The organism is Microvirga sp. P5_D2 (genome assembly GCF_054049475.1).
In genome coordinates this window covers 1-4,067 of the sequence record NZ_JBFUMH010000274.1, presented here as the reverse complement: position 1 = coordinate 4,067, position 4,067 = coordinate 1, and the positions used below count along the sequence as shown (strand labels likewise).

The 4,067-nt window shown below is 59.4% G+C and carries 6 protein-coding genes; 5 read left to right on the top strand and 1 reads right to left on the bottom strand.

Annotated elements, in window-relative coordinates; genetic code table 11:
• The first annotated feature begins 87 nt into the window (after nucleotides 1–87).
• A complete protein-coding gene (locus tag ACXJKO_RS30235) occupies nucleotides 88–417 on the top strand; it encodes an HGGxSTG domain-containing protein (RefSeq protein WP_457094716.1) in 330 nt (109 codons plus the stop codon).
• Between the two features lie 282 nt (nucleotides 418–699).
• Here the strand turns inward: ACXJKO_RS30235 and ACXJKO_RS30230 are convergent, their stop codons facing one another.
• Complete coding sequence (locus ACXJKO_RS30230) at nucleotides 700–936, bottom strand: hypothetical protein (protein WP_457094715.1); 237 nt, start codon at nucleotides 934–936, stop codon at nucleotides 700–702.
• 137 nt (nucleotides 937–1,073) lie between these two features.
• On the opposite strand from ACXJKO_RS30230, the gene ACXJKO_RS30225 reads away from it, so the two are divergent.
• From ACXJKO_RS30225 to ACXJKO_RS30210, 4 genes are all read left to right on the top strand, one after another.
• Nucleotides 1,074–1,352, top strand: a complete 279-nt coding sequence (locus ACXJKO_RS30225) for a hypothetical protein (protein WP_457094714.1) — start codon at nucleotides 1,074–1,076, stop codon at nucleotides 1,350–1,352.
• Nucleotides 1,353–1,364: 12 nt separating this feature from the next.
• A complete protein-coding gene (locus ACXJKO_RS30220; protein ID WP_457094713.1) occupies nucleotides 1,365–1,739 on the top strand; it encodes an HNH endonuclease in 375 nt (124 codons plus the stop codon).
• Between the two features lie 1,182 nt (nucleotides 1,740–2,921).
• Nucleotides 2,922–3,290 carry a hypothetical protein gene (locus ACXJKO_RS30215; RefSeq protein ID WP_457094712.1) on the top strand — a complete coding sequence of 123 codons (369 nt, stop codon included), beginning with the start codon at nucleotides 2,922–2,924 and terminating at the stop codon, nucleotides 3,288–3,290.
• Between the two features lie 587 nt (nucleotides 3,291–3,877).
• Nucleotides 3,878–4,067, top strand: a 190-nt coding sequence (locus ACXJKO_RS30210) for a sugar phosphate nucleotidyltransferase (protein ID WP_457094711.1), incomplete at its 3' end; no start/stop codon positions are given.

The following is a 4,067-nucleotide window of genomic DNA, read 5'->3' as shown; positions in this document are numbered from 1 at the left end:
GCTCTGGGCCGTCCGTCGCTCAAGTCATTGATCATCAGCCGGTGGCGAGGCTTGCGGAGAATTCTCCGGCAGCCCTGCCGTTCGAGGATGAGCGCCTCAAACGGCCCCCTGTGGAGGAGATCTTCGATGACCGAGGGTCGGACTGGATCTGAGCATCCACGCAACACCGGGCCGATGCGCCTGAGCCCCCGCTGTGGGGCTCGGACGCGCTCGGGCCTGTCGTGTCAGGCTCCGGCCGTTCAGGGCAAGCGGCGGTGTCGCATGCACGGGGGGTCTGCGGGATCGGGAGCCCCGCACGGCAACCAGAATGCACTCAAGGCGGGGACGCACACGCGGGACATGATGGAGCAGCGTCGCGCGGTAAGTGCCTTGTTACAGCGCTCACGGCAGATGCTGAATGAGCTTGATGAAGCGTGAACGCCTGGGGCGTGTCGGCACGCTTCACAGCGGCAGTGCGGTCCTGTTGGAGGTCCTCCAGGGGTGGGGATCGGGCCGTGGGTGCTGATGCTGKTCCCGCGGCCGATGGGATGGCGGAGACACGCTGGGGCCGCTCCGTTCTTCATGAAAAACTGGATCGCGGGCGGCTTCTGCACGGCTCAGGAAAGCCATTGTCAAACCGCGGGCCGAGATGGCCCAATCTTTGTTCTCAGCGGGCAATTGAACGGACCAGGACGTCCCAGACTGACGCGAGGCTTTCGTTCAGTCAGTGGAAGGGGAGCGATCTCGCGCGACTGCTTCCCGGAATTCAAGCATCGATTTCGGAGCAGAGAGTAAATTGGCGTAAAACATTGAAAATACAGGCGAATCACGATAGTATAAGTCCAGTTGATATTGGAGTTTTCCTATGATTTTACATTCGATTGTTCCAATCAAAGCAGGGATTATCTTGTGGTTGCCGACTTGCCCTTGTCGTTTCAACCGATCGAGCAGCGCCATCGAGAGGCGCTGCTGTGTCTGGCCCTCGCTCGGTGAAGCCCGCCAAAGCCCCGTGCGATAGCCCGAGCCATCGCAAACGTTCGACCGAATGTCATCCCGCACAGAATGGGGCGCAGGCCCGTTTCAGGAGACTTGCCATGACCGAAGCACCAGGCCCGTGTCGGCTTCGCCGTCTGCACCCGCCAACACCACCTCGGCCCAACCGCAGACCCGCTACCGTTGCCTCACTGGGCCTGCAGGTGCGCCTTGCTCCAGCCGATGTCGCCAGGGAGCGCCAACTCACCGATCTGCTGGCAGCCTGGGACGCTCTGCATGCCGAACAGGAGGGCTTGTTCCGGCAGATCCTGGCGGTGCTCAGGGGAGAGAGCGGGCATGGTCAACCTGAGCACGATCCCACTTATTCGCCTGATGTCTGACGGAGGTCTCACATGCCCTTTGTTGCGACCGAGGACATGGGCACGACCGTTCGCCGCAAGCTCACCCCCCATCGGCGGCTTGCCGTCTGGGAGAGAACCGGCGGTCGGTGCGTGGTGTGTGGAGGCTCCATCGATGGAGTTCGCGAGCGGTGGATCGCCGAGCACGTGCGAGCCCTGGAACTGGGCGGCGTGGATGATCTGTCCAACATGGGGCCAGCGCATGAGGCGTGTGCCCGCGATAAAACGCGGGATGACCATCGCCGGACGGCCGAGGCGAAGCGGCAGAAGATCCGGCATATCGGCGCGGAGGTCTCAAAGCGGCCGTTGCCCTTCGGGCGCAACAGCCCCTGGAAGCGGACTGTCTCGGGGCGGGTCGTTCCACGCTAATGCAATTTTTAGATCAATGTAGGACAAAAACCGGCGTGCCTGAACCAGCTTCGACCAGCATCTATTTTGGACATCCTTATCAGGATCGTGAAAGTGCATGCTGTACCATGCGGCTGCAATTTGCTGGCTCTACCTGCCGAGAGATGAATTTATGAAACTCGTCACATCGCTATTAGCTTTAGCCTTTGCGCTTCTTTCATGGGATGCCATAGCGCAAAACAGCCCTGGTGCCCCCGGTATAGCAATTCTTCGAGGAGCCTGCTTGAAGCTGTCTTCGGCTAACAGGGAGGAAAGATGCAAAAACGAAGTCGCCAGTGTCACTCTTGACGATGGGTCGGTTACCTTCATCTTTTCGTCATCGAACAGGAAGATTGGATTTAGAGGCAATGGTCGTGCAGTCAGGCCCCTCACGGGCGGGGATGCCATTCTTCCGGTGTTCTTTGTCATGGTCGGGAATGAGGGCTCTCCTGCTTCAGGAGACTGTAGGTTTTCCGACCCATTCTCTGGGGCTGTGGCTACCGTCGAATGTTCGGTTCAGTCAAAGTTTGGGGAAATCAAGGGAATGTTCCGATCGAACGGGCAGCCTCCGATGTTACAGCGCTGATCTCCGCTAAAGCAGGCACAGCTCGACTTACCTGCTTCAAATTCACGCCAAAATCGCTTTAGGGGCGTGCGGCGCGCACCAGGATCGGTCAGGGTGCCGTAAGCGAGTTACCCGACTTGAGCAGCCTCTGGGCGCAATCCTGAGGGGGAGCGGGTGCAATCCGGGATACACTGCGGGTCTGGGCTCCTGCTCTCCGGTCCAGCCCCGAGCATCGGACGGCCTCTTCCGCACTACCCCCGGGGCCGGTTATCTCATGGTGAACGATGAGATGGATGGGGGCTGCTTTGACGACGCGAACAGATATCTGGGACGAGATCGCGCAGCAATACACTGATGGAACGTCTGTCAGTGCGATAGCTCGAACATTTAACGTGTCACGTGCCCGGATCTCGGGTCGGGCCAAACAATGCGGTTGGGTTCGCTGCGGCCCGGATCAAGGCCATCCCCGGGCGGACCGGCCAACTCAGGGCGAACCTCCAGATCCGTCGAAGAAGGGGAGGGCGAGCGCGCCGGATCACCTCGATCCGCGCACGGCTCTTCTGCAACGGCAGAAGGCGGCTTGGACCAATGTGTCCGCCGTGCGGGAGGACGCCTTCCGCCTTCTCAAGGGAGAGAAGCCTGGCTTCCTCAAGGATCTCGTCGGCCACGATCTAACGGGTCTCGAGAGCCGCGTTTCGTTAGCCGCAAAATTGTTCACCATCGTCGAGAAGGCTACCAGGGCACTGTTGATGGCCCAGGAGGGCGAGMGGCGAGCCCATGGATTTGACTACAAGCAGCAACAAGAGAAAACAGCAGAGGATGAGGCCGCACTCAGTCGTCGGCGCGAAATGGCGGTATCGATCATAGGGAGATTGGAAGAACTCCGCCGCAAGGCTGATGCGTACGATGAAATGGTAAAAACGACGAATGCTTCGGAGCATGGCCCCACGATTTCAGGCCTACTCTAAGCTGGGGCTGGCTTTGGATGTTCGTGGCCTTCATGTTCGAGCGGAGAGGGTCCTCAGGAGGACGGAGGGCTCTCATGCTCCTCAGCGAGGACAGTGCTCGATGGAGGTCAGGAAATGTCCAGGCTATGTCACGCGTTCGTTGGATTGGCCTGGACTGAATGAGGCGACATTGTCTCCACGTTCGTGCCATAGCCCTGCATCATCCTGCGGCTCGTGAGTGTCTTTCCGATGTGGGCGGAGCAGCCTTCGCCTAAAACTGCTTAGCACAACGGGAAATCGGTTCGCATGTTTGAACCATTTCGCAGGTGAGGATCTGCAGGCTGGTGGGTCACCTCTATCATGAGTGAGCCTCGGCTCATTGGTCCCCGACAGCGTCGCAAGAGGTGGATCTGTGCCCACTCATCCGAATCTCTTGATGAGCCGATCAGTCTCTGGGAAGGAGATCGAGCCCTAGCGACTGGGGCGCCTATGTCTGTAGCGATTGAACGGCAGGCGCAGTCTGAGAACGCTTCGAACAATAAGCTTGACAGGTGGCGATCAATCCACCTGTAACACATGCCTACTCCTGCCCAAACATGGCTTACTCAATGAAGCGCATTCGCAAAGCAGTCCTCCCCGTTGCCGGTCTCGGCACCCGTTTTCTTCCGGCCACCAAGGCCGTTCCGAAGGAGATGATGTGCGTCGTGGACCGCCCCGTGGTTCAGCACGTGGTGGACGAGGCGCGCGCCGCCGGAATCGAGCAGTTCATCTTGAATCGAGCAGTTCATCTTCGTCACC